The organism is Porifericola rhodea (assembly GCF_030506305.1).
Classification (GTDB): domain Bacteria; phylum Bacteroidota; class Bacteroidia; order Cytophagales; family Cyclobacteriaceae; genus Catalinimonas; species Catalinimonas rhodea.
Genome location: NZ_CP119421.1, coordinates 42,976 through 67,357, shown reverse-complemented (window position 1 = coordinate 67,357; position 24,382 = coordinate 42,976). Strand labels below are relative to the sequence as shown.

General features: G+C 42.1%; 19 protein-coding genes. 12 read left to right on the top strand and 7 right to left on the bottom strand.

Going from position 1 to position 24,382, the window contains the following annotated elements; translation table 11 throughout:
- Nucleotides 1–15 precede the first annotated feature (15 nt).
- Both PZB74_RS00275 and PZB74_RS00270 read left to right on the top strand, forming a co-directional pair.
- A complete protein-coding gene (locus tag PZB74_RS00275; RefSeq protein WP_302239813.1) occupies nt 16–1,605 on the top strand; it encodes a M28 family peptidase in 1,590 nt (529 codons plus the stop codon).
- Complete coding sequence (locus PZB74_RS00270) at nt 1,595–2,635, top strand: tetratricopeptide repeat protein (RefSeq protein ID WP_302239811.1); 1,041 nt, start codon at nt 1,595–1,597, stop codon at nt 2,633–2,635. Before PZB74_RS00275 ends, PZB74_RS00270 begins: the two co-directional genes overlap by 11 nt.
- Here PZB74_RS00270 and PZB74_RS00265 read toward each other — a convergent pair.
- Nucleotides 2,630–3,340 carry an OmpA family protein gene (locus PZB74_RS00265; RefSeq protein ID WP_302239809.1) on the bottom strand — a complete coding sequence of 237 codons (711 nt, stop codon included), beginning with the start codon at nt 3,338–3,340 and terminating at the stop codon, nt 2,630–2,632. The two genes, PZB74_RS00270 and PZB74_RS00265, sit on opposite strands and share 6 nt — an antisense overlap.
- Nucleotides 3,341–3,488: 148 nt before the next feature.
- Entirely contained in the window at nt 3,489–5,588 is a 2,100-nt protein-coding gene (locus PZB74_RS00260) for an OmpA family protein (protein ID WP_302239807.1), read from the bottom strand.
- 336 nt (nt 5,589–5,924) lie between these two features.
- Between PZB74_RS00260 and PZB74_RS00255 the strand changes: the two genes are divergently transcribed.
- A complete protein-coding gene (locus PZB74_RS00255; RefSeq protein ID WP_302239805.1) occupies nt 5,925–10,016 on the top strand; it encodes a CHAT domain-containing protein in 4,092 nt (1,363 codons plus the stop codon).
- 3 nt (nt 10,017–10,019) lie between these two features.
- On the opposite strand, the gene PZB74_RS00250 is transcribed toward PZB74_RS00255, so the two are convergent.
- Nucleotides 10,020–11,327 carry a pyridoxal phosphate-dependent aminotransferase gene (locus PZB74_RS00250; protein ID WP_302239803.1) on the bottom strand — a complete coding sequence of 436 codons (1,308 nt, stop codon included), beginning with the start codon at nt 11,325–11,327 and terminating at the stop codon, nt 10,020–10,022.
- Between the two features lie 725 nt (nt 11,328–12,052).
- Here PZB74_RS00250 and PZB74_RS00245 point away from each other — a divergent pair.
- Complete coding sequence (locus tag PZB74_RS00245) at nt 12,053–12,679, top strand: PQLLE family protein (RefSeq protein WP_302239802.1); 627 nt, start codon at nt 12,053–12,055, stop codon at nt 12,677–12,679.
- Between the two features lie 209 nt (nt 12,680–12,888).
- Here PZB74_RS00245 and PZB74_RS00240 read toward each other — a convergent pair whose 3' ends face one another.
- On the bottom strand, nt 12,889–13,161 hold the full coding sequence (locus PZB74_RS00240; RefSeq protein WP_302239800.1) for a M14 family metallopeptidase: 273 nt from the start codon (nt 13,159–13,161) through the stop codon (nt 12,889–12,891).
- Nucleotides 13,162–13,308: 147 nt separating this feature from the next.
- Entirely contained in the window at nt 13,309–14,097 is a 789-nt protein-coding gene (locus PZB74_RS00235; RefSeq protein WP_302239799.1) for a hypothetical protein, read from the bottom strand.
- Between the two features lie 240 nt (nt 14,098–14,337).
- On the opposite strand from PZB74_RS00235, the gene PZB74_RS00230 reads away from it, so the two are divergent.
- Nucleotides 14,338–15,393, top strand: coding sequence for a M42 family metallopeptidase (locus tag PZB74_RS00230; protein ID WP_302239798.1), 1,056 nt, complete (start codon nt 14,338–14,340; stop codon nt 15,391–15,393).
- Between the two features lie 86 nt (nt 15,394–15,479).
- Here the strand turns inward: PZB74_RS00230 and PZB74_RS00225 are convergent, their stop codons facing one another.
- Nucleotides 15,480–16,310, bottom strand: a complete 831-nt coding sequence (locus PZB74_RS00225) for a phosphatase PAP2 family protein (RefSeq protein ID WP_302239796.1) — start codon at nt 16,308–16,310, stop codon at nt 15,480–15,482.
- A gap of 99 nt (nt 16,311–16,409) precedes the next feature.
- On the opposite strand from PZB74_RS00225, the gene PZB74_RS00220 reads away from it, so the two are divergent.
- From PZB74_RS00220 to PZB74_RS00195, 6 genes are all read left to right on the top strand, one after another.
- A complete protein-coding gene (locus PZB74_RS00220; protein WP_302239794.1) occupies nt 16,410–16,553 on the top strand; it encodes a hypothetical protein in 144 nt (47 codons plus the stop codon).
- A 250-nt stretch (nt 16,554–16,803) separates the two neighbouring features.
- Nucleotides 16,804–17,526 (top strand): ABC transporter ATP-binding protein, encoded by a 723-nt coding sequence (locus PZB74_RS00215; protein ID WP_302239793.1) that lies wholly within the window; start codon nt 16,804–16,806, stop codon nt 17,524–17,526.
- Between the two features lie 44 nt (nt 17,527–17,570).
- Complete coding sequence (locus tag PZB74_RS00210) at nt 17,571–18,854, top strand: efflux RND transporter periplasmic adaptor subunit (RefSeq protein ID WP_302239792.1); 1,284 nt, start codon at nt 17,571–17,573, stop codon at nt 18,852–18,854.
- Entirely contained in the window at nt 18,847–20,199 is a 1,353-nt protein-coding gene (locus PZB74_RS00205) for an ABC transporter permease (RefSeq protein ID WP_302239791.1), read from the top strand. The genes PZB74_RS00210 and PZB74_RS00205 overlap by 8 nt, the downstream gene beginning before the upstream one ends.
- Nucleotides 20,192–21,685: a TolC family protein gene (locus tag PZB74_RS00200; RefSeq protein WP_302239789.1), complete on the top strand. Its 1,494-nt coding sequence runs from the start codon at nt 20,192–20,194 to the stop codon at nt 21,683–21,685. The genes PZB74_RS00205 and PZB74_RS00200 overlap by 8 nt, the downstream gene beginning before the upstream one ends.
- Before the next feature lie 269 nt (nt 21,686–21,954).
- Complete coding sequence (locus PZB74_RS00195; RefSeq protein ID WP_302239788.1) at nt 21,955–22,596, top strand: PQLLE family protein; 642 nt, start codon at nt 21,955–21,957, stop codon at nt 22,594–22,596.
- 80 nt (nt 22,597–22,676) lie between these two features.
- Here the strand turns inward: PZB74_RS00195 and PZB74_RS00190 are convergent, their stop codons facing one another.
- Nucleotides 22,677–23,594, bottom strand: coding sequence for a cation diffusion facilitator family transporter (locus PZB74_RS00190; protein ID WP_302239787.1), 918 nt, complete (start codon nt 23,592–23,594; stop codon nt 22,677–22,679).
- A gap of 169 nt (nt 23,595–23,763) precedes the next feature.
- On the opposite strand from PZB74_RS00190, the gene PZB74_RS00185 reads away from it, so the two are divergent.
- Nucleotides 23,764–24,372, top strand: coding sequence for a superoxide dismutase (locus PZB74_RS00185; RefSeq protein WP_302239786.1), 609 nt, complete (start codon nt 23,764–23,766; stop codon nt 24,370–24,372).
- Nucleotides 24,373–24,382: the final 10 nt, after the last annotated feature.

The following is a 24,382-nucleotide window of genomic DNA, read 5'->3' as shown; positions in this document are numbered from 1 at the left end:
ACAAACAAAATAAACATGAATACGATCAAAGTGATGAAAGTAAAAGTACTGGCTGTGCTTTTTCTTTTTGCCACCTTTTCTGGCTTTGCCCAGCAGGCGCAAGATTCTATTGCTCTTAAATTTGGCAATACGATTACCTCTGACGATCTGCGCGAACACCTTTACATTGTGGCTTCAGACTCATTCGGAGGGAGAAACACTGGTTCTAAAGAGTTGGAAATGGCTGCCAATTACCTTATTAAAGAGTATAAGTCTAACAACTTAGAAGGAATAGTAGATGGCGGACACCAGCAGTATTTTCCTGTGCTGGAGTCTCGTTGGGATCAGCCGAGCATAGATATCAACGGACAGACCTTCAATTTTATGGAAGATTTCTATGGTTTTCCCCGTATGAATCAGTCTATGGAGGAAAAAATTAGTGAAGTTACTTTTGTCGGCTACGGTATTGAGAGTGAGAAATACAATGATTACAAAAAAGAGGAGGTAGAAGGGAAGGCTTTGCTAATACTGGCAGGTGAGCCTATGTCTGCAGATAGCACATATTTTGTAACTGGCACTACCGACAAATCTCGTTTTACTTCCAACTTTTCTGCTAGCATGCGTACCAAGCAGGAAATTGCTGCTCAAAAAGGAGCCAGCCTGGTTTTAATGGTAGATGATAATTTTGCCTCTAACTCTCGCCGCTATGGAGCATATATGAAAATGCCCAGCATGATGTTGCCAGATAATGCCCCAGACATTCAGGCTAATTTTATTTTTATCTCGCCGAAAATGGCTAATGCGCTATTAAGCAATAAAGACCTGGAAAAACTGAAAGCAAAGATCAACAAAAAAGGTAAATCTAAACCCTTTACTATTAAAGCTGATATAAGCTTAGGCCTGGTAAAAAACAATGAAGAGATACAAACTTCTAATGTACTGGGATTTATTGAAGGTTCTGACCTAAAAGATGAAGTGATTGTAATTACTTCTCACTATGACCATGTTGGTACTACCGATGGGCAGGTTTACAATGGTGCAGATGATGATGGCAGTGGTACAGTTGCAGTTTTAGAAATTGCTGAAGCTTTTGCTCAGGCCAAAGCAGAAGGTAAAGGACCTCGTCGTAGTCTCCTTTTTATGAATGTGTCTGGTGAAGAAAAAGGGCTATTGGGCTCTGAGTATTATACTAGCAACCCTGTTATTCCTCTTGAGAATACAGTAGCTAACCTTAATATTGACATGATAGGGCGTACCGATAACGAACATAACAAAGACGACCAATACGTATATGTAATTGGTTCTAACCGATTAAGCACAGAACTGCATCAGATTAATGAAGAAGCTAACGCTACTTATACCAATCTGGTACTAGATTATAAGTATAATGCTTTTGATGATCCTAACAGGTTTTACTATCGTTCAGACCATTATAACTTCGCTAAGCATCAGATTCCTATCATATTTTACTTCAATGGCGTTCACGAGGATTATCATCAGCCGGGAGACACCCCAGATAAAATAAATTACGAACTGCTGGAGAAGCGTGCCAGACTGGTATTTTATACTGCATGGCAATTGGCTAATCAGGATAAAAGAATAGAAGTAGATGTTCGTGGAAAATAACAGTCAGAAGCTATATCAACTGGGCTTCTTCTGTATACTGTGCTTTTTAGCAGCTTGTGGAGATAGCGAAAAGCGAGAAAGAGACTCTTTTTTTGTCAAAGGAAATGTAAAGCTGAATGAAGGTGAACATATGGAGGCTATTCGTTACTACAACGAAGCCATAAATAAAGATTCTGCCTTTGCCGATGCTTATAACAACAGAGGAATAGCATATTACGAAGAAGGCAAATACGGGCAGGCAGTACTGGATTATACGGAAGCGATTCGTCATAGAGATAAGTACGCCGATGCATTTTATAATCGTGCAAATGCTTACTATCAATTAGGAGATTTTGACAAAAGTCTAGAGGATTTGGATAGTGTGGCCCAATACTATCCAGACTCCGCCTACGTATACTTCACCCGAGGACTTGCACTAAGCGAATCTGGCAAATACATAGAAGCGATAGAAGCTATGGGGCAGGCTATAGCGCTGGACTCCACCAATGCTGAGGCTTTTGTAAATAGGGGCACAGTCTACTATTATCAGCAAGACTATAAGAATGCACAGTCAGACATAGCCAAGGCCATTGCTTTAGATGAAAAAGAAGCAAATGCTTATAATGTGAAAGGGCTGGTGCTTACCGAGCAGGGAGCCCTGAAGGAAGCCCTTCAGGCTTTCAATAATGCACTAGAGCTTTCTCCTTATCAACCTTATTTTTTAAATAATAGAGGCTACTTGTATCTGCAAATGGATAGCTTGTTATTAGCCAGAACGGATATTAACCAAAGCATTAAGCTGGATTCAAGAAATGCTTATGCCTACCGCAACAAAGGCTTGTATTATCAAAAAAATGGTCAGCCTCAGGAAGCATTACGTGCGCTCAAGCAGTCTATCAGGCTAAACGAGCGAACCGATAAGGTACACTACTATCTGGCCTTGGTATATCTAGATCTGAATCAAAAAAAAGAAGCCTGCCGATATTTACAGCAGGCTCAATCCAATAAGGTACAGGAAGCAGCGGAATTACTGCAGGAGGTATGCTTATAATTGTATTACTCTAACCTCCACTCTGCGGTTCTTCTGACGTGCTTCCGCGCTTTCTTCAGTAGTGATGGGGCGGCTTCCGCCGAAAGCTTTAAGCTTAATACGCTTTTTGTCAATCCCCATCACTTCTACCATATAGTCTTTAACTTCTCTTACCCGGTTTTCTGACAAGTTGAAAAGTGATTTTAGAGAGCCACGATCCGTATGGCCTTCCAGTCTTATTCTCATTTTAGGGTGGTCTCTCATAATCTCTGCTAAAGCCTGAAGGCTTGGAAGGGATTCCTCACTAATAGTATAAGCTCCTCTGTCAAAATATATTTTATTGGATAGCTCAAATACCTCACCTTTGGAGGGTATCTTATGAAGATGAAAGTCATTCTCAATCTGGGCATTACCATCGGTTCGGAGCTCAATTTCTAATGGCTGATAATCCTCAGAACTTACTTCTATCGTATAGGTATGGTGCTGTTGCAATTGTACTACATAGGCACCATTATTATTGTCAAACATTCTGATGCCCGTAACTCTGCCCGAAGGCTTTATTTTGTAGGTAAGTTTTGCTGCAATAGGCTCTAAAGTAGAGGCATCTAATATCTTTCCTTCTAATTTTACTAAAATCTCATCATCTCCCCCCGAAGCTATACCTGGGGAAATACTTAGTAGGTTTGTGGTAACCCATACTAAGAAATACAACTGAATACCGCGCATAATAACACTTATTGAATTGTTATTAAATTATCATTATGGCAGTAAAATTATCAAAATAGTAAAATATTATATTTGTTAATTTATAAATAACGGTACATAAACAAAAAAGCCCTCAAGAAAGAGGGCTATAGATTGGAAAGTGACTGCTTTATTCTATCACTGAGAATTCTACTCTTCGGTTAACTCTCCTATTAGATTCACTAGTATTACTAACTAGGGGGTCACGTTCTCCATAACCTCTTACTTCCAGACGGATAGGAGAAATGCCCTGCTTCTTCAGATAGTCTGCTACAGATTGTGCTCTACGCTGAGATAGCTTTAAATTATGTTGGCTGGTACCACGATTACAGGTATGTCCTTCAATCTTTAGGTTAACGGACTGGTTTTCTTTCAGAAAGTCAGCAACTCTTTGTAATTGGGAGTAAGCACGTTTGTCTAATGCAGCTTTATTAAGGTCAAAAAGAATTTCTTCAGCCGCAATTGCTACCTTATTGCTAAGCAACTGTTCTTTTATATCTACTTTGCTAAAGTCATCTATTAAATAAAGATCTGTATTGATGATTCTGTCACCATCTTCATCCATCTGTTCCAGATTAAAAGCCTGCTGATCTACCTGAGCAAAGCCATCCTTTTTCACTTGCATCTGGTACTGTCCCGGAGGCAGGTTTATTGTAAAAGTACCATCAGCGGTACTCTCACCCTGTAGAGCTTCAGCCGTTTGCCCTACAGCCTGAGCGACAATTTTAGCATCAACCGGCATATTGTTTCTTACATTATACACCTGTCCGCGAACAATGTACATATTGGGTGGCACCACAGGCGTACTAAAGATAGGCATGCTTACCTGATAGAGATCTGCCTGGTCTACTTTGCCACGTGTAAAGTATGCATACTCTTCGTTGCTGCCTATGTTAAAGAAAGTATCGTCACGAGAAGAGTTGATGGCAGGGCCCAGGTTTTTGGGCTCAGACCACTTTTGCCAGCTGTCATCCAGACGGTAAGACACGTACACATCTTCACCTCCAAATCCACTGTAGCCTCGCGAAGAGAAGTACAGAGTGGAGTCGTCAGATGCGATATAGGGTGAAGATTCAATATCCGGGGTGTTAATTTGTGCGCCCAGGTTGACAGGCTCCGACCATGAGTTACTTCCCTGCTTAAAACTAATGTATAGGTCTTGCTCTCCATATGAATCGTCTCTTTCTACAGCCATAAGCAGGTAACGCTCATCATTAGAAAGGTAGTAACTAGCCGTCATGGCATAGTTGTAGAAGTTTTCAATATTCAACGGCATGGGCTTAGACCATCCACCTTCCATTTGTCTGCTGGTAGATACGCCCGAGGTCATCCTATTATCTTCATGATACGCATTACCTAATAACAGCACGTATTTATCGTTTTCATCCATATTAACAGCACTCACAAAATTGCTTCCGCGATTATTTAGAGGTCTGCCAATATTTTTTGGGCTGGTCCAGGCATTTGTATTAGCAATTTTATTGATGTACCAGATATCTTCTGGATCAGCCTCTCCACCTACATTTCTGGGAGACCTGCGGCTGAAGAAAAGCATATTGCCATCAGGAGCCATAATTGGTTTCAGGCTGATATAAGTCTCATCAGGATTAAAGTCCAGCACCTCTGCACTTAATTCTGGGTTAATACCATCAGCTATATCAATATCTGCGTTTACCGGAATGGGGGAAGAGGAGATGGCGATACCATCAATAGCGTTATAGCCCGGAACTTTAGCACCATCCAGTACCAGCTTGATCGCGTAAACCTCATAGTCTGTAGGGTCTATAAATACATTATACAATCTACCTTCGGTATTGACAGGCGCTGCTTCCAGCTCAGCCACCAGGCGCTCGTTTCCTGCCAAATCATAGGTGTAGATCTCAGAAACTGCTCCAGGGTTTCTGGATTCCGCAATAGCGATCTGCTGAATTTTGATAGGATACTCAAATCCAACTTTGATAAACTCTTCGCGATCAGCTCTCTGAGGTACCCAGGCATTCGGGCTGTCGCCGAAGTTACCAGGAAGTACATCTGGGTGGCCGGTTACTCTTTTTGCCGGATATTTATTATATCTCAAATCTTCTTTAAACAAAATCCCCTGTTTATAAGAAGAGGAAACTTCTATCACTTTATCTGCCCACAGGGTAATGGTATTTTCCTGAGCTCTTACAGGCAATGTAAGTGAGGTACTTAAGAGTAGTAAGCTTATTATCAGGTAAAGTCTATTCATTGTCGTCTAATTCTTCTGGTTTAGTTAAGCAAGTAGGGTTATTAGTTTATTGGTATTATAGTAAATATTACCTAAATCAGAACAATTGTTGTCATTCACACCAGTTTATATAATTCAATATTGAAATATTTAAACTTTTTGTTATTTAAGTTATGTAAATTGCTGTTTCTCAGTACTATCTCCTAATTTACAGAATTAGTGAATGAAGGGATACGAATATTCTATTTATTTTATGTAGCCACTACTTACTATTTACTCCCGTATTAAGTACTTAAAGATTGAATTATTGCTGTTACTTTTTGTTACTTAGCCATTGTTTGCCTACTAGTGCCCGGAATGAAAAAATATGTCTGTCTCTTTATCGTACTTTTGGCAATACCTGCGTACGGACAGGAGTGGAAGCAAAAGCATGATGCTATCAAAGAGCTTTACCTTGCCTATCAGTTTGAAGAGGCCTTTGCCCAGGGCCTCAGGTATCTGGCATATCTAAAACAGAAAGAAAGCCACTCATCTCCGGCTGCTGTAGACATCACCCGACTGATGGTCCTCATCTCTTATTCTGCTGGAATGTATGAGCAGGGAGAAAAGTATGCCCGCCAGGAACTAGCCCTACGCAGGGCTCTAAGTTTGCAGGCATCGCCCGAGTATGCCGAGGCATTGTATCACCTGGCACTACTCAAAATTAAGGAGCACGACTATACCGCAGCCATTCCTTTGCTAGAACAGGCTCAGCAGCACTACCCTCAGGCTTCCCCTGCCAGAGATACGCCTCAACTGTTGAGTTTATACCTTGCCCAATCCTACATTTACGAAGCACAGTACACACAGGCAGATAGCGTATTAAATACCCTGAAAAATAATACTGTGGGTAGCTCTGATACCGAAGCACAGGCACTAAGGTACTACCTATCTTTCCGCTTGGCGCAGGCGAAAGGTGATGAGACTGCTAAAGAACAACTGGAACAGGCAGTACGCTACTTTGAGCAGACTGAGCAATCAGATATTCTGCCGCTTAAAGCGGAAGCCTTATACAGCTTGGCATATGAACATCTGAAATCGGACAGCCTGGCAAAGGCGCTTTCCTGCTATCAGGTGCTACATCAACTCTATCAGGAGCAGCCTTTGTCCGATACCCTGCAATGGGGCTCGGTGCTTAACAATCTTGGGCAGCTTAGCCTGAAGCTTGAACCTGAGCTGGCTCAAAGCTATTTAAATGAAGCCTATCAGTTTCACACTAAGTATGCATTACCGCAAAGTGAAGGGTACTGGGCCAGTATAGACAATTATGCCATGTCGCTATACGAGCGGGCTTACACCGATAGTGCTTTATCTATCTACAAAAAGCACCGTGCTTTAGTACAGCAAAATGAGCGACCTGCAAACAAGGCATATGCCTCTGCTCTGAACAATCAGGCACTGATTTATAAAGAACTGGGCGAGACAGATAAAGCCATATACTGTTTTACTACTGCTGAAGAAGTTCTTAACAGCTTACAAAAAAATACCCGGGAAGAAAGACTACAGCTATCTACTGTATATTACAACCTGGCACGAACGCATCAGGAGCTTACACAATACGATAGTGCCATTTTCTTCTATAAGCGCTCTACAGAAATGAGCAAACTGGCAAAAGCGAACCTAAGCTCAGAATACCTGGCGGCTATTACAGGTATGGCAGGTCTATATCAGGATATTGGGTACTTTACCGAATCAGAAATTTTTTATCAGGAAGCATTACGCATACAGGAGCAGGTAGGGGGTGAGGAGTCTAATGTCTATGCCAGCATCTTAAGCAATTACGCTTTGTTATACCAGGAAATTGGGGCATTTGAAGAGGCCAAAGAGACATTTGAAAAAGCGCTGCAACTCAAACGGAAGTTGGTAGGCATAGACCATCCCGAATATATTGCCGTACTTTCTAACCTGGGCTTGCTGGCGCTGGAGCAGGCTAATTATGAACAGGCCAGGCGAATGCTGGAAACGGTACTGATTAAAAATGAAAACTTATATGGCAACCGCCATCCTCAGGTAGCACAGAGCCTGACCAACCTGGCTCGTTTGGAGATAGCGCTGGGCAGTTACCCTGAAGCTGAGCCTTTGCTCAAACAGGCATTAGAAATACAGGCTGGTATCTATAGTGAAAACCATCCGGCCTATGCGATTACAGCAATAGAAATGGCCAATTTTTATATGCAGCTGGGCAATTACGAGGCGGCTGAACCTCTGCTTATTCAAAGTCGTGATGTACTCAAGAGAAGCTATGGTACCTACCATCCCGACTATGCTACTGCTACGCAGAACCTGGCAGTACTGTATGAAGCTAAAGGGAATAAGGAGCTAACCGAGAGTTACCTGCTGGAAACCCTGACTATAGATGAGCAAACCTTAGGAAAACAGCACCCATCTTATGCTATAGCACTTAACAATCTGGCTTCTTTTTATCAGAATAATGACAGCCTCAGCAAGGCCATGCCTTTGTTAGAAGATGCGCTTAAAATATGTCAGAATGGTCTGGGAAAAGAACATCCTCTCTATACATCTACACTTCTTAATCTGGCGCTGCTCTATCAGGATCTGCAAGATTATCAGAAGGCTGCTCCGCTGCTGGATGAAGTGGTGGCGCTCAGGAAAAAGCTACTGGGCGACAGGCATCCCGACTATGCCTATGCCCTATACGGCAAGGCGGTAAACAGTTATCGCCTCCAACGCTATGATGAGGTAGAACCTATTTTTAACGAAGTCATAGATCTATACTCCTGGCAGCTAAGGGAGTATTTTCCGGCGCTAAGCGAAAAAGAAAAAAGCGCCTTCTACCAGCGGATAGAGCCTGTGCTAAACTCGTATCGGGATTATGTAATGAACATGAATCTGAGAGAAAACCTGATACCTGTAGCAAGACAGCAACAACTTCTGGCTAATCTATACAATTTGCAACTGGTCACTAAAGCAATGCTGCTAGACGCTTCCAGCAAGATCCGTCGTAGTATTTTTCAGAGTGGAGACGAGAGCCTGATAGAGCTCTACGAACAATGGCTGTTTCTAAAAGAGCAACTTGCCAAGTATTATACCCTTTCTGCTCAGGAACTGAATGCAAGAGCGCTTAACCTCAGAAAGATTGAGCGAGAAGCCAATGATCTGGAAAAACAGCTTTCTGCCAGCTCCCGTATCTTTGCCCGAAGCCTGGAAACCCGCGAACTAAGCTGGAAAGATATTCAGCAGCAACTCAAGCCGGAGGAAGCAGCCATTGAGATATTACGAATCAGTAAGAATCAGGAGCAGCCAACGGTATATATCGCGCTAATTGTAGAGCCCAATACATCAGCCCCCCGGCTGGCAGTTATGCCCGATGGTCTGGCGATGGAAACCAAAAACTTTAATTACTACAAAAATGCCATCGCTTACCGCATAGAAGATGAGCTTTCATACAATATGTATTGGCGCAATATTGCGAACCTGCTTTCAGCAGATGTACAAACGGTTTATGTAGCCCCTGATGGTATCTACAATAAAATAAGCCTGCAAAGTTTGTACAATCCGGTTGAGGGGCGTTTTCTGCTGGACGAGATCAATGTACGTATGCTAAGTAGTACGCGTGAGCTTACAGAAGATATAGAGGCGGCACCTACTGATAAACGGAATGAAGCCCTGGTGCTGGGTTTTCCTGAATATCAGATGAGCTTTACAAACTTAACCGCAAGCGAACAGGAGCCTGGAGCAATACAGGCAGCTACCGAGGCCAATCCCAATCTGGAAGGGGCGCGCCCTCTGGAGTACAGCCTGGAACCTCTGCCCGGTACCCGTACCGAGATCAATGCAGTAGGCAAAATGATGGAAGCCAAAAACTGGAATGTTACCAAGCTGATGCGAGACCAGGCCAATGAAGAAACCATAAAGAAGGTGCTGATGCCGGATGTGCTACACTTTGCTACGCATGGTTACTTCCTGAGCGATCTGCCAGCAGATATGGGGCAGCGTGCCTTTGGTATTCATATGCAAAATATTACCGCTAACCCGCTGCTAAGGTCAGGTCTTCTTTTGGCCGGAGCGGCAAGTACTCTACGCAATACCGACAGCCTTAATCTGGAAACCGAAGATGGAGTGTTAACCGCTTATGAGGCTATGAACCTTAACCTGAGTGGTACCGATCTGGTAGTTTTGAGTGCCTGCGAAACCGGACTTGGTGAGGTAAAGAATGGTGAGGGAGTGTATGGATTGCAGCGTGCTTTTCTGGTGGCCGGAGCGCGAAGCGTGCTTATGAGCCTCTGGAAGGTTAATGATGAGTCTACTACCGAACTTATCAGGCTCTTCTACGAAAACTGGTTGAGCGGACAGAGCAAAGCAGAAGCATTACTGAACGCACAGCGGCAGATGCGAGAAAAGTACGAAGAACCCTACCACTGGGCACCCTTCGTACTCATTGGGCGATAAGCCCTAGCTTCGGGTAAACTCTTTTACCGCATCCCTAATTCTACTGAAGGTCTCAACGAGAATCTCTTCATTATTTTCCAGCAAGGTTACTCTAAAGCCTTGCAAGTCTGAGCAGAAAGAGGAGATAGGTACCACACATACACCTTTGGCTGCCAGCAGAGAGTACACAAAGCGCTTATCCAGTGGCATATCTGGCTCAGAATCCAGCCATTGTTTGAGCAAATCCGCCGCCGCAGGGTCATCAATCTGTAGCTTTTGCTGTGGCTTAAGCGCCCCGTCTTTAAAGATGATAGTATTATAAAAAGCTCCGTAAGTAGGGTTAAAGGTAAGCTCAGGGATATCCTGCAACATATCGGTAATAATGGCGCTACGCCTGCCTATTGCCTGATTAAAGCCTTTGCGATACTCCAGGTAATCTGGATGGCCCATAATACGGGGGATAGCCATCTGAGGCAGTTTGGTAGAGCAGACCTCTATCATTTTGGCGTTTTCCAGTGTGGTGCAATAGCGATTAAATTCAGGCGACTTATCACGATTGTAAAACTCCATCCAGCCACAGCGAGAGCCGGGCCAGGGTAGTTCCTTAGAAATACCTTTCATGGCAATGCCGGGCACATCTTCAATAATATCTGCCAGAGCTATAGCCTTGGCGCCATTATACGTAATGTTAAGGTAGATTTCATCGGCCACCAGAAAGAGATCAAACTCCCTGGCAATCTCCACCATACGTTTTAATATTTCCTGAGGGTATACCACTCCAGTAGGGTTATCCGGATTAATCACCAGTATACCAACAATATTAGGATTGTATTTTACCTTCATATAAAGGTCATCCATGTCTGGGTACCAGTTGTTGTTAGGATCCAGCTGGTAGGTTAGGGGATGGTGGTTGGCATGTGAGGCTTCCGCAGATGAGTGCGTAGAGTAGGAGGGAGAAGGCCCAATGACTCTGGAAGTAGGTACCAGGTACTGATAAAGTTTGGATATACCATCACCCAGTCCATTAAAGAAAAGTACATCATCAGATGTGATCTGTGCGCCACCTCGCTGGTTGTTCAGCCTGGCCAGAAACTCACGAGTCTCCAGTACCCCTTTAGAGTCGCAATATCCGTAGGTAGTATTTTCTTTAAGCAGCGAAGCAATAATATCTTTAATCCATTCTGGAATCTGATAATTCTTTTGAATAGGATCGCCAATGTTCTCCCAAAAAATGGTCTTGCCTATCTTCTGTAACTGCTGTGCTTTTCTAACGATGCCCCGAATCTCATAACTCAACTCATTAGCACCTTCGCTCAATAACCTTTGTCTCATGGTCCGCCCTTGCTATAATTACTGTGTTTAGTGTAAGTCAGATATAAAATTGGTAAAAATTATCGGACTTTATAATGAACAAGCAATAAATAGGCAGTATTTAATAGATAGGAAGCAAAACTCTTCGCTAAAGTGCAAGAATATAGTCAATAAGTATACTTACCTTCAGCCTATAACCTGGTCTGCCTGTATTTATTATTGCTGGCTTTACATATTTGAGTAGTATAGTGTCATCTTTTGTATACCTTCTCTCGCTCTACCTATCTATGAATAAATACAAACAATGCTCCGACAGTAAGTTTGCTGCCTTGAAGCAATGCTATAGCACTCCGCTTCAATCAGCTTACGTTTATTCTTTTGTTTTAGCCTGCTTTTCTCCTTTGCCTAAATCCTGATGCATTGCTACAGCAAAATCTACAGTCTGCCGCAAGGCTATAGCATTGCTATAGGTATAAGCCTACTGCTTCTTACTATTATTTCAATGAAATAATAATCCGCTACTTTCTTTATTACCTGATAGTCAGGGTAATAACAATACTGCTTTTCAAGTAATAGCCTTGTTTGGCTCTATTAAATGCAATTTTTTAGTTTATCATCTTTGGTAAATCCTCCCAGCCTCACAAAATTATTACAGTCATATGTACTCAGGTAAATATTATTATAATTTTTAAAAGTCTGTATATAATTTTGATGAGTTATTTATCTGTAAAATTAAATTCTGAGACATGAAAAAGATTAGTTTGTTTATGAAAGACACTTATATAGCCTTACAGAATGCGCTATATACCCCTGAAATTCTTAATGCTCTAAGTAGGTACGGGTACTCAGAGAAGAAGATCAAGGGGGCAATGGAACGTTTGCAGCATGTAAAGCAAGTGGGTATAGCCCGGGATGAAGCTTCACGCTACGCTCGTGCAGCTACCCGTAACCTGCAACTTGCTAAAGCTAGCCTAAAGGAGCTATTTCAGATTCATATAGAAACTGCTCGCCTGGCTTTTAAAAGAGAGGCTGATTATAGTGATGATCTGCATATCTGTGTACGAATAAAAGGTGGGACTATGGAGTGGCTGGCGCAGGTAGAACGCTTCTATGCCAATGTGCCTATAGAGATGATGGAGAAGTACCATGTGCCTAAAGAGGAACTGGAACAGGTTGCTGTTATGCAATCGCGGGTAATGGAGCTTATGGCAAGTCAGTCGGCAAACAAGAGTAAAGAGCAGGAACTGACACAGCAGCGCAATGCCGAGATCAAAGCGCTTGAATTATGGATGCGCCACTTCATGAAAATTGCGGAAGTAGCCCTTAACGATTCGCCACAGCAGTTGGAAGCTCTTAACAAAGTAGTAAGATAATATGCTTCATATCAAAAAGTCCTGTGCCTCAGATACAGGAAGCACAGGCTTAAGGTATGCACTAAAGCCAACTTATCTTTATGCCAAGGTATCTCATTGATCTGGATAGCTAACTAGAACTGAAAGCGTAGCTTCAGTGCCAGCCATATTCCAAGGAAGAAGACCAGCGTGGCAAGGGCCAAGTAGTTTACTGCATTAAAGAAAACAATTCATCCTGTTAAAAAGCCAGCACCGCATACAATACCGTATTGAGCACCTATACTTACCGCAGCCGAAAACTTCTGGTGACTATCAGGTGGGGGGCTTCTGCTCCTCAATCCTGTACTCAGATAGGCAATAGATTGCAAGCCATGAAAAAAAGTAACAATCATAGCTATCAGGCCTACTACTGACGAAGCTTGTTCAGCAGGGATATATCTGGCAAAATATAGTGAGAAGCAAAACACAATCAGAAAGAAGATATGATGGTAATAGCTTTTCATTCCATGATCGGTCTTAGCATAGAATATAAAGAATTTTTCTTAGACCACCGTAAGAACAAATTATTCTGTACTATAACTAAGACAACTAATTTTGCTTAACGCGTATTTGCTCTTCTCAATTGAGGGTATAGCTATAGCAAAGCTATATTAATCAGCATCAAAATCATATTGTATACCCTCAGGTAAAGGTTCTACAGCTAGCTTCATCCACTGTCCATCCACTTTAATAACTACTATATGATTGTCTTTATCATAGAAGATTGTACCATTCTCGCTTCCGTCTAAAGCTTTATAGTTGACATGCTTTGCACTCTCCTCATAGTTTTGCTCATCATCTCCTTCCGGTGGGTCTTTTCTTATGTTATCTTTTCCTATACGGCCCAGGCTCAAAGTATTACTAAGCTGTAGCGAACCATAAAAAATGGCCCTGTCCCGACTAAACATAAAAGAGTGCTGCCTGACATCCGACCCTATACGGAACCAGTTATAGGCCGGCGCTGAATGATTGTATACTGTGCCGTAGTAGTACATTTCAGCAACGGCTTTCTCTTCCTCCACATGCTTATTGACCAGAAGAGTAATTCTGGATTTGTCATCACGGGCATAGCCTTCAAACACATGATAGCCCCAGCGTTTTTTGTTTCTTTCCTCTTCATTACCTCTTACCTGTATCATATAGGGGGTGCTGATGATGCCATCTATTTGAGTATACATAGGCGTCTTTTGGGTATCAAAACCAAAGTTGTAGCCTCTTTCCTGCCACTTAATCCAACTGCTATCAACATCTGAGAACAGAGAAGTCCGGTAGAGACCGGATTGTTCAGAGCCTTCCAGCAAACGAAAATAGTGAGCCCGGTCTATGCCTTTAGTTTGCGATTGAGCAATCACAAAGGTGCAGCAGCAAAGAAGCGCATAGCTAAGGATAATTTTTAGCATAGTGTTTTTAGTTTTAGGTGTTTAGGAGTTGTAATAGCCTTAAGATACCCAATTATTTAGCAGCATTAGACTAAGGTTTGTTGTTGAGCAGCTCAATTTAAGCTATGCAGTAAAGCGTATAGGTATCTGCCTTAAATTATAGTGGTATTTGGCATTCAGTCTCAGGCATTGCTTAGTTCAACTTTCTTTTTTGCTTACATACTGCTAGATTACCGCATAATAATTAACCTGTTTTTAGAAATGAGCATTAACGTATCCTTATTAAAAGATATTTGTGAAATTGCCGGAGCTCCCGGTTTTGAGTCACGTATTAGAAATCTGGTCATTAAAGAAGTGGAGCCACTGGTTGATAGCCTGGAAGTAGATAACATGGGTAGCGTCATTGCTATTAAAAAGGGAAGCAATAACCCCGATGGTAAGAAGGTTATGGTAGCGGCCCATATGGATGAGATTGGTTTTATTGTAACCCATGTTGACGATAAGGGCTTTGTGCGCTTCCATACCCTGGGAGGCTTTGACCCTAAAACACTGACCGCACAGAGAGTGATCGTGCATGGTAAAAAAGATCTGGTAGGGGTGATGGGTAGCAAGCCAATACATGTGATGAGTCCTGAGGAGCGTAACAAAAACCCTAAGATCACAGACTACTTTATAGATCTGGGTATGAGTGCCGATGAGGTAAAAGAAATTGTGAGTATAGGCGATCCCATTACTCGTGAGCGTGAGCTGATAGAGATGGGGAGCTGCGTTAACTGTAAGTCTATAGACAATAGAGTTTCAGTTTTTATCCTTATAGAGACACTACGTCAGCTCAAAAATGTTCCCTATGATGTATATGGAGTGTTTACTGTGCAGGAAGAGGTAGGCCTGAGAGGAGCGAATGTGGCTGCCCACAATATTAATCCTGACTTTGGTATTGGTCTGGATACTACTATCGCATTTGACCTGCCGGGAGCTCAGCCTCATGAGAAAATTACCAGCCTGGGCGAAGGTGCTGCAATTAAAGTGATGGATGCTTCAGCTATTGCGGACTATCGTATGGTAGATTATCTGAAGAAGACTGCTGATAAGCACAGCATTAAGTGGCAACCGGAAATACTTACCGCCGGGGGTACTGACACTGCCGGAATTCAGCGTATGGGTAAGCAGGGAGCTGTGGCCGGAGCTATCTCTATTCCTACACGCCACCTGCATCAGGTAATAGAAATGGCAAACAAAGAAGATATTGCTGCCTGTATTCGTCTGTTACAAACTTCTCTGGAAGATATTAATAGCTACAACTGGGAGCACAGATAGTCTAAACACTGAAAGTCCAGACCTTAGGAGGCTGGACTTTTTTTATACTTTTAACAGGCAGGCTCAGGAGCTTGTCTCTCAAATTACTAAAAGACCCATACCAGCTTAAACATCTGTGGCCCCTGAGGGTATAGCTGAAGGGTACTGACATTTCCTTCCTCAGTATTTTCGTCTCTTTCGTGTAGTCGGGGAATAAAATAGCCTAGCGCAGCACCTACAACATAGCCGGTAAGTACATCTGTTACATAATGTTTACCCGCTTTGTAACGGAAGTAGCCGGTAGCGGCAGGCCAGGCAATAGCTCCTGCCCAAATCAGGTTGCGGGTTGTCGGATTATCTATATACTGCGACAAAATCTGCGCAGAAAAGAACGAGATGGCTGCGGTATAAGAGGTATGGCCAGAGAAAAATGACAGATTGTTATCTTCAGCTGTACGATCCATAAAATCCACATCACCATTATGCGTAAAAGGTCTTGGGCGGCTGACCAGCACCTTGCTTAAACCGGTAAAAGTTTCATTAAGCAGTAGAGTTTCTAGAAACATCAGGCTGATGGCTCCGTATTCCGCCCGTGCCTCAGAAAGCAGGAGAGGGGTGAGAGGGAATAGGTAAGATACATTTAGAAATACATCGCTGGCGATGCGAGCCTTACGGCTGTAATTTTCGGTGGCTGGTAGGTCTATGCCTAAGAGGCGATCAGTTTTCAGGTCAATAATCTGGGTAGAGTCCAGAGGTACCTGGTTTCTGCGGAGCAGAAGACTGCTAATGGTGCCGGTAGCGCCCGCAGCAAGCAGGGGTACCTCTTTTTGAGTAGATAAATAGTAAGCTTTGGACTGGCTAAAAGACTGAGGTGTAGCGAACGATAAAAAAATAGTGAGAGCACACCAAAAAATGATGTAGCATTTACGAAAGTGCATAGATATTTGAATAAGAGCTTGTAGATTTGGTAAAAAATGATAATATCATTAATAAGTATTAAGACTACCTAACTGTTTGCCTAAACTATAGAATAATTCATGTTTAAAAGATTTATGCTGCTGATTTTCTTTTGTATTGTACTCTTCGTATTAGCTAACACTGTGGCACATGCCCAACTGATAGAACCCTCTGCTTACCAGATGTTACCTCAGAACCTCGGAGCCATGCTGGCAAGCTCCTAATTGGGGAGCCCATAAAGATATTTGTGAGTAGAGTGTTTGCCCTCTAATCTTTTAAAAGACTCTTTTAAAAGTTTTTGTACATTAATTTCAATAATTAGTAGAAAGTTGCGTTTGCAAAGTGGATAAGTTCTTAATTTTTCATAAGTTAGATAACTAAAAGATTAGTTATAAACCTTAGGGGTGAGTGCTTTTCTATTATCTATTGTATTGCGTTTTATCACTCAGCCTTAAACTACTTAGCCTAGCCATCATGAGACCAATTATTGAAACTAACGCGATTGCCAAACTTTATCGCATGGGCGAAGAAGAGATTCATGCCCTTGAGTCTATTTCCATTCAGGTAAAGCGAGGGGAGTATGTAGCTTTTATGGGGCCTTCTGGCTCCGGTAAGTCTACCCTCATGAATATTATTGGCTGCCTGGACACTCCAACCTCAGGCGATTACTTCCTTAACGATCAGAATGTCAGTGATATGAGTGAGAATGAGCTGGCTACTGTACGTAATAAGGAGATCGGATTTGTATTTCAGACATTTAACCTTCTTCCTCGCTCATCTTCATTAGACAATGTGGCGCTTCCGCTTATCTATGCCGGAACCAATAAGTCAGAAAGGCAAGACAGAGCTATGCAGGCTCTGGAAAACGTAGGGTTGGGCAGCAGGGCATATCACAAACCTAATGAACTCTCAGGAGGGCAGCGCCAGCGTGTAGCTATTGCCCGTGCTTTGGTAAATAACCCCAGTATTATACTTGCCGATGAGCCTACAGGTAACCTGGATACCAAAACCTCTTATGATGTGATGGATCTGTTTCAGGATCTGCATGACCAGGGAAATACCATTATTATGGTAACACACGAAGACGATATCGCGCACTACTCACACAGAATTGTACGGTTAAAGGATGGCTTGATTGAGAAAGATGAAGTTAATACCGAGATTCGGCGAAGCAGTAGCTTACAGCAACCTATGTAAACATATATATTTTTCTTTTCCTCACTACCCTCAACTATTCAATCATGACCAAAAAAATTATTATTCCGATCGCTGCATTGGTCGTAGCCGCATTGGCGTATTTTTACTTTAGCGACCAGGGAAACGAAACTGAACAGGACATCCTTACCAAAGTGAAGAAGACAGATCTTCAGCTAGATGTAGCTGTTTCAGGAGAGCTTCAGGCTAAAAACTCTGTGAGTGTGATGGGGCCAATTGGCCTGCGTAATGCCCGAATCTATCAGGTAAAAATTGATGATATCGTGCCTGAAGGTACAATAGTAGAAAAAGGCGGTTATGTAGCCCGACTGGATAACTCTGAGCTGAGCAACAAGATTCGGGAAGAGGAACTGGATGTGCAGGAGAGTATGAACAAGTACGAGCAGACCCAGATAGATACCGCCATCAATTTGAGAGAAAAGCGCGATAAACTGATCAATCTGGAGTATGATCTGCAAAAAAGGAAACTGGAGTTAGAACAGTCTCAGTATGAGCCACCTGCCACTATCAAACAGGCAGAGTTGGAGCTTGAAAAAGCTACTCGTGCACTAGAGCAGGCCAAAGAAGAGTATCAGCTTACCCTGCAAAAAAGCCGCTCGCAAATGGCTCAGGCCAGTGCCAAACTACAAGATGACCAGATTGATCTAACTCAACTACAGGAATTGGCGAAAAAGTTTATCATTAAAGCTCCTGAAAATGGTATGGTGATCTATGCCCGAGAGTGGAATGGCAAAAAGAAAGGAGAAGGCTCGCAAATTCATGCCTGGGAGCCTGAAGTTGCTACGCTCCCAGACCTGACTACCATGATTTCTAAGACCTATGTCAATGAAGTAGACATCAGTCGCGTACAGACAGGGCAGGAGGTAGAGATAGGCCTGGATGCCTTTCCAGAGAAAAGACTTACCGGCGTAGTTACGGAAGTGGCTAATGTGGGTGAGCAGCGTCCTAATTCTGATGCTAAGGTATTTGAGATAACCGTGCTGATTAACGAAAGCGATACGACGCTTCGCCCAGCCATGACAACCAGCAACACCATTATCACTGATTATATAGAAAATGTGCTGGTAGTGCCTATGGAAGCAGTCTATAGCCAGGGCGACAGCCTTACCTATGTCTTTAAAAAGAACGGACTATCTACCGTAAAACAGGAAATAGCTCTGGGTGCCAAAGGTAATGATATGGTGGTCATTGAGAGGGGCCTGGAAGAAGACGATATAATTTATTTGTCTACCCCGGCTAACCCTGACCAGAAGCAAATTGCTTATCTGGAAGAAGAGCCTCAACCGCTAACTGACAAGGGGAATGACTGAGAAAATCTTTGGGAACTTTAATATAGCTCTGGAGGCGATATTAGCAAATAAGTTGCGTTCTCTCCTTACTGCACTGGGTATCATTTTTGGGGTAGCAGCAGTGATTGCGATGCTGGGTATTGGTGCAGGGGCTCAGCAAGAGATACTGGAACAGATAAAACTGGTAGGGGTAAATAATATTATCATTAAACCAGTAATAGAGCAGACCGAAGAAGATCTTACTTCTGACTCACCCAGTGAGAAGAAACCAAAGTTTTCTCCCGGACTGACGATGCACGATGTCAGTAGTATAGAAGCTGTGATACCGGGAGTACAGACAGTAAGCCCGGAGATTATCATGGATAAATATATTATTAAGAATGGTATTCGCAGGTCTGCCAAGCTGGTAGGTGTAAAGAACGACTATTTTGATGTAGCTAACTTTAGGATAGGCTACGGAGAGTCTTTTAGCGAGGAACAGATACGTGAGGGTGAGCCGGTATGCATTATTGGTAAGTCTATAGAAGACCGGTTTTTCAGTGAAGAAGACGCCTTGGGTAAGCCTATTAAAGTAGGAGACCAGTGGCTGACTATTGTGGGAGTACTTGACAAAAGGCTCATTACCGATGAGAATATCAATAAGCTGGGCATCCGTAATTATAACATGGATGTGTATGTGCCCATTAATACCATGCTAATCCGTTATCGCGATCGCTCTCTTGTAACTAAGCGGATGATAGAAATGGCAAATAGCCAGATGGTTTCACGAAGTGATGATACTGAAAGTGGTGAGGAATTTAAAGAGAAGAAAAATTACCATCAGCTAGACCGCCTCGTGATAAGTATTGATGAAAGCTACTCGCTCAACAAAGTATCCGAAATTCTGTCACGCATGCTGGAGCGCAAGCATTATGGAGTGATAGATTACGAAATTGAAATACCTGAGCTTCTTATTAAGCAGCAACAAAGAACCAACCAGATTTTTAATATCGTATTGGGAGCACTGGCAGGTATCTCATTACTGGTAGGAGGTATAGGCATTATGAATATCATGCTAGCCTCTGTGATGGAACGGATAAAAGAGATTGGTTTGAGGCTGGCTGTGGGAGCGCAGAAGGCTGACATTATCTGGCAGTTTCTTTTTGAAGCCATGTTAATTAGTATTGCTGGTGGTTTAATTGGAATCATCACCGGGGTATTGATCGCTACTGGTATTTCTAAAATAGCGGAGATTCCTACCGTCATTACTTTTACTTCCATCATTCTCTCCTTTGGTGTAGCTGCTACTGTAGGCCTTATTTTTGGAATAGCCCCGGCCCGTAAAGCAGCGAACCAGGATCCTATAACCTCACTCAGATATGAATAAACTACTCTGTATTGGCCTATTTTTCTTTTTCTTTTGTACAGCGAGCTATGCCCAAAATGATAGCCTGCTTTATCTGAAGCAATATACCTTAAATGATATTGTGTCATTGGCCAGAAACCAGTCACCACAGGCTCTATTGGCAGATACCCGTCGGCAAAACTTTTACTGGCGCTACCGTACTTATCTGTCAGATTACCGTCCGGAGGTGTATATTGAAGGTACGCTACCTGGCTATCTACGAAGCAATGACGCCATTCGTCAGCCGGATGGTAGCTATGAGTTTAGGAGGGTAAACCAAAACCTGGTACAGCTTAATTTAGGAGTTAGCCAGCAGCTTGGTTTTTCCGGTGGAGAGATTTTCGTACAGTCTGAGCTTCAGCGATTTGACAATTTTGAAGTAGACGAAACCAGCTATAGTGGTAACCCGGCAGTTATAGGCCTGCGCCAGCCGCTATTTGGGTTCAATGAACTCAAGTGGAATAAAGAGGTAGAGCCACTCCGCTACGAGGCTTCTAAAAAGAACTACGTTGAGGAGATGGAGCAGATAGCTGTAGAGGCTACAGATCTATATTTTGATGTGCTTTTGCAGCAGATTAACCTGAATATGGCGCAGCAGAACCTGGCAAATAACGATACCATTTACCAAATTTCTGAAGGGAGGTACAACCTTGGTAAAATCGGTGAAAACGATCTGTTACAGGTAGAGTATAATGTTATGCGTTCACGTCAGGATGTTGCTCAGGCACAATTAGATCTGGAAACAAGTACCTTGCGTTTGCGCTCCTACCTTGGTTTAAATGACAGCGAACCTATAGTTTTGGGGCTACCGAATGTAATACCAAACTTTGATGTTAATGAGCAGACAGCAATAAGCCAGGCGCTGCAAAACCATCCTAATCCGGTTGAATATGTGAGGAGGGTAAAAGAAGCTGAACGAGAAGTTGCCCGTGCCAAAGGTAATAGCGGGCTACAGGCAAATTTATATGCTACCTACGGACTTACAAATAGAGGAGATGAGTTTACAGGATTGTACGATACTCCTGAAAACCAGCAACGTTTGCAAATAGGATTTAACATACCTATTGTGAATTGGGGAAGGCAGAAAGCCAGAGTGAAAACTGCTGAAGCAGATTACAAACTTACCCAGTACAGCATAGAACAGGAGCGTATTAATTTTGAGCAGTTGGTATATACTCAGGTTAAAACTTTTAAGATGCTGAGAGATCAGGTAGAGATTACCAGAGTCGCGGATGATATTGCTAACCGTAGGTTTGAAATTGCCAAACAACGTTACCTGATTGGTAAAATCAGTATTACAGATCTGAATATTGCACTTCAGGAAAAAGATCAGGCTCGTCGTCAGTATGTGCAGTCTTTGAGAGATTTCTGGACAGATTTTTATAATTTAAGAAGCCTTACTTTATACGACTTTTCCAAAGATCAGACATTGCTCACTAAAGAAATGATGGAAGGGTATATAGATTAGAATGACTTGACTAAAAAAAAGCCGGAGCAATATTCTGGCTTTTTTTGTAAGATATTATGTTGAATTATTGATTTGTGGATATAGAATGCGAGATTTTGTACTATTAATATTAAGCTAATACGTATTATAAAGTTCACAAATCCATTTTAGGACTGTTTGTAGTATAAAATTACTTTACTAAAATAATATCTTTCTAAAGTACTATAGTTGGTATAACTGAAAGGTGCAGGCAATAGATTCATCGTACTTTGTGCAAAAAAAATGAAGATATGGTGATCTATAATGTAGATACGTTGCTACTTAGAGCAAATTCAATGATTGAGAGAGCCTTAGGCCAACCAGACATTCAAAAAAAACTTGAAGCCTGCCACTATGATGCAAACCAGCTAGCTATCGGAAAAAATCTGCTTGAAGAACTGAAGCGCCAGCAGAAACAATATAACTTGGAATTTGACAATAAGAATGAGTTTCTGGAAGTAATTCAGAAAGACCAAAAAGTGGCTTATGCAGCCTACATACAACATCAAAAAACTATAAAAGAAGCCCTGAACGATACACCTGGTTTAGAAAAAGCCTTAAATCTGGATGGTAGTAAAAGTCTACAATCTGACGGTTGGCTGGATCAGGCCATTCTTTTTTATAAAAACATTGATCTTATTGTAAAAGATCTTAATGCTTATGGCCTTGGTAAGGCTGAGCTTGCTCAGAGCAAAGCTATGATAGAGGCACTAAAAGATGCGCAGCAGATGCAGAAAAAGCTACAGAAAAAAGCGCATGAGGCTACTATGAAGCGCGATAAAGCCCTTAATGAGTTACAACAGTGGATGTATAGGTTTAATACGATAGCACAGATTGCTATGCATGATGATGTACAAACACTGGAAGTTCTTGGTATAGAATTAGAATCTTAAAGATGCCAATGTGCATATATTTTGTTACATGAACATGAAAAGGGCCTGGATTTCCAGGCCTTTTTATTATTAAGTAAGCCTTATAGCTGGTCTCTACTCAGGCCGAACTTTTCATCAACCTCATAATTGCCTTTGGGTTCAATATGTATCATGATGTCATACACATTGTCCAGTCGGTCTTTAATCTCCTGCTCTACTGCCACACCTATCTTATGTGAATCGGATACACTCATCTGCCCATCTACTTCAATATCCAGGTCAATAAGATAAAGATTAGACATTTTCCGGATGCGAGCTCGGTGCGGATTGTATGCTCCTTTGACAGCATCCGCAGCCTCAAAAACCCTTTCGTAAGCCGATGTGTCATCTACTCCATCCATAAGCTCGGTGTTAGACTCCATGAATACCTTAAAACCTATTCTTAAAATCCACAAACTTACAACGATGGCAAGGAGTGTATCTATCAGTGGCATCTGAAAGTAGAGGGTAGCTGCGGTACCTATTAGCACTGATATAGATAGCACCACATCTGCGCGCATATTTTTGGCATTGGCGATTAGCATTCGGCTGTTGGTTTTCTTCCCAATATAGAATTGCCAATAGGCCAGTAGAAATTTTCCTACTATAGATACAGCTGTAACATAAAGAGCCAGGGCTTCGGGTAGTGCTCTTTCTTTACCACTGATTAGCGTAGAAAGGTTAGCATAAAGGAGTTGAGCACCCGCAAAAAAAATAAAAAAAGATAAAAATTTGCTGGCTATAGTTTCTGCTCGCAGATAGCCATAAGGATATTTGACACTGGGAGGTTTCTGGCTAATACGAGCAGTAAACAAAATGATAACATAAGTAAGTATATCTGAAAATGTATCTATACCATCACCTATAACTGACTGGCTATGAGCAGTAAAGCCTACATACATTTTTACAAATGCGAGTAGTGTGTTACCCGCTATTCCTACCCAGGAAGCTTGTATGATTAATTTTATCCTATTTGACACTGAATTTGCTTTAAATTCTACACTTACTTATATACTAAGCGAATTATACAATCGCTAAGTTTTGATTAGAAACAATGAATTTGAATACTCGTTTATGTAAATTGCATTGATCAAAATCATTTTGATATGATTTTTTAAGTATTTTTTTAAACCTTAAATAAACAAACCAATGGCATTCGAATTACCTGATTTACCTTATTCTTTTGATGCACTTGAACCTCATATTGATGCCAAAACTATGGAAATTCATCATGGTAAACACCATGGTGGGTACGTGAGCAAACTGAATGCAGCCATAGAAGGTACGCCTCAGGCTGACTCATCTCTGGATGATCTCATGAAAAATATGGGTAGCCTTTCTACAGCAGTACGTAATAATGGTGGAGGACACTACAATCATTCACTTTTTTGGTCTGTACTTTCTCCTAATGGAGGCGGGCAGCCAAGTGGAGATTTAGCAAGTGCTATTGACACCGCTTTTGGTTCTTTTGATAAGTTCAAGGAAGAATTTAACAATGCAGCCGCTACTCGTTTTGGTTCAGGATGGGCATGGCTTATTGTTGATGCTAATGGTGCATTAAAAGTAACGTCTACTCCTAACCAGGATAATCCTGCAATGGAAATTGCTGAAGTAAAAGGTACTCCTATCTTGGGTCTTGACGTATGGGAACATGCTTACTACCTGAACTATCAGAACAAACGTCCTGATTATATATCTGCATTCTGGAATGTAGTAAACTGGGAAGAAGTAAGTAAGCGCTACGAAGCTGCAAAATAAACACAGCTCA

Coding starts and splice junctions, on each gene's coding strand:
- PZB74_RS00275 (WP_302239813.1), top strand. CDS start 16: ATGAATACGATCAAAGTGATGAAAGTAAAAGTACTGGCTGTGCTTTTT.
- PZB74_RS00265 (WP_302239809.1), bottom strand. CDS start 3,340: ATGCGCGGTATTCAGTTGTATTTCTTAGTATGGGTTACCACAAACCTA.
- PZB74_RS00260 (WP_302239807.1), bottom strand. CDS start 5,588: ATGAATAGACTTTACCTGATAATAAGCTTACTACTCTTAAGTACCTCA.
- PZB74_RS00255 (WP_302239805.1), top strand. CDS start 5,925: ATGAAAAAATATGTCTGTCTCTTTATCGTACTTTTGGCAATACCTGCG.
- PZB74_RS00250 (WP_302239803.1), bottom strand. CDS start 11,327: ATGAGACAAAGGTTATTGAGCGAAGGTGCTAATGAGTTGAGTTATGAG.
- PZB74_RS00245 (WP_302239802.1), top strand. CDS start 12,053: ATGAAAAAGATTAGTTTGTTTATGAAAGACACTTATATAGCCTTACAG.
- PZB74_RS00240 (WP_302239800.1), bottom strand. CDS start 13,161: ATGAAAAGCTATTACCATCATATCTTCTTTCTGATTGTGTTTTGCTTC.
- PZB74_RS00235 (WP_302239799.1), bottom strand. CDS start 14,097: ATGCTAAAAATTATCCTTAGCTATGCGCTTCTTTGCTGCTGCACCTTT.
- PZB74_RS00230 (WP_302239798.1), top strand. CDS start 14,338: ATGAGCATTAACGTATCCTTATTAAAAGATATTTGTGAAATTGCCGGA.
- PZB74_RS00225 (WP_302239796.1), bottom strand. CDS start 16,310: ATGCACTTTCGTAAATGCTACATCATTTTTTGGTGTGCTCTCACTATT.
- PZB74_RS00220 (WP_302239794.1), top strand. CDS start 16,410: ATGTTTAAAAGATTTATGCTGCTGATTTTCTTTTGTATTGTACTCTTC.
- PZB74_RS00215 (WP_302239793.1), top strand. CDS start 16,804: ATGAGACCAATTATTGAAACTAACGCGATTGCCAAACTTTATCGCATG.
- PZB74_RS00210 (WP_302239792.1), top strand. CDS start 17,571: ATGACCAAAAAAATTATTATTCCGATCGCTGCATTGGTCGTAGCCGCA.
- PZB74_RS00205 (WP_302239791.1), top strand. CDS start 18,847: ATGACTGAGAAAATCTTTGGGAACTTTAATATAGCTCTGGAGGCGATA.
- PZB74_RS00200 (WP_302239789.1), top strand. CDS start 20,192: ATGAATAAACTACTCTGTATTGGCCTATTTTTCTTTTTCTTTTGTACA.
- PZB74_RS00195 (WP_302239788.1), top strand. CDS start 21,955: ATGGTGATCTATAATGTAGATACGTTGCTACTTAGAGCAAATTCAATG.
- PZB74_RS00185 (WP_302239786.1), top strand. CDS start 23,764: ATGGCATTCGAATTACCTGATTTACCTTATTCTTTTGATGCACTTGAA.